The 1351-nt window shown below is 60.3% G+C and carries 1 protein-coding gene and 1 pseudogene; both read right to left on the bottom strand.

Features of this window, described 5'->3' with window-relative positions:
• Positions 1 to 881, bottom strand: a pseudogene (locus KJQ96_RS38450) (hypothetical protein); the annotation flags it as partial.
• A gap of 41 nt (positions 882 to 922) precedes the next feature.
• On the bottom strand, positions 923 to 1351 hold a 429-nt coding region (locus KJQ96_RS38455), incomplete at its 5' end, for a DUF6788 family protein (RefSeq protein ID WP_213291153.1).

The raw sequence follows: 1351 nt of genomic DNA on the forward strand, positions 1-1351 counted from the left end.
CCGCGTTTGATCAGGTCGGTATGGGGCTCGAAGATGGAATAAATCTTCTCGTCGGTAGCCACCTGCTCACCAAAGAGCACACGATGACGTGCCTGATCGATGACACGATCTCCCAGCCCGCAGAAGTGCTCGATCTGACTGCGCAGTTCCTCGATGGCCATGTCGGCGAACATGTCCTTGCCGCGCATCGTGCGGGTCCTCTCGAGCCCCGCGCGTGCGTTTCCTACGACCTCCTCGGCAATGTCGATGAGCGCCCGGTATATCCGGGTCTGCTGCTCGTGACGCTGCCTCGTCGTCATGCGCTGGATCTCGTACATCCGGCGCCGCGCCGCGCGCGTGCGGTCGCAAAAGCCCTTGATTCTTCGCAATTCCAGCGCTTTGGCCAGACGGCGGACCAAGCGTGTGACGACGCGGACCACATCCCATAGCAACGTGTTGTCGGTCGGATGATGAATGTCGGTCTGCACCACCGTAGTGTCGACCCGCAGCTTCGTGCCATCCTCCAATTCGAGCTCGACCGCTGCCCGAACCACCAAATCGTTGACCGCTTTCAGCGTTTGTGGGGTCAGACGGATGAAGCCACGCTGGAAGGCGTCGTGCTTCGGCACCGGCGCGCAGTAGAAGTCGGTGAACTGACGAAGCGTCAATCCATCTGCGATGCGTTCACGCAACTCGCGATAGTCCCAGTTCTTGAGCCGCATCAGAACCAGCGAGCGCAGAACCTGTGTCGCCGTCAATCCGTGACGACCGCTATCTGGCTGCTTCAGGCCACGCACCAGATCCCGCCGGACACGCTCGATGACGTCCCGCTGGTCGTCGAGAAAGCCGGATATCGCCTCCAGCAGCGGCTCCAGGCGAATGCCCTGATCACGTTGCCGCATCAGCTCCCAATCGGCAAAGCTGATCTGTCGCGCTGTCGCTCTCACACCGCTCGGCTCTTCTTGCTTTTGGATGCTTCGGCGCGCTGTCGCTTCAGCGCTTTGATGTATCGCGGTGCCGCCTGGTGCAGCAGATCCTGCAGAGCGCGCCCGTTGTCCAGGTTGCGCTGAACCTCCGGCACAAGCTCTTCCGGCACGTAGACGGCAACGCGACGCCCGTTCGCGCGACCGTAGAGCACATAACTTTGATGCTGTTCGCCAGACTGGCACGCAGGGCAATTCTTGCGGATGCACCGGCTACGACGCAGGCTCAGCGAACCCAGAAGCGCAGGCCAGAGATTCGTCGATTCGCTTCGCAGCCAGCGCGCGACATCCGAAGGCGATTCCGAATCAACATGCTTCATATGAAGAATGTGATACCATGCACATGTACGCCGCAAGAAAAAACGTGCTCGAAAATCGCGAAATAACCC

Source organism: Bradyrhizobium sp. sGM-13 (assembly GCF_018398875.1).
Classification (GTDB): Bacteria; Pseudomonadota; Alphaproteobacteria; order Rhizobiales; family Xanthobacteraceae; genus Bradyrhizobium.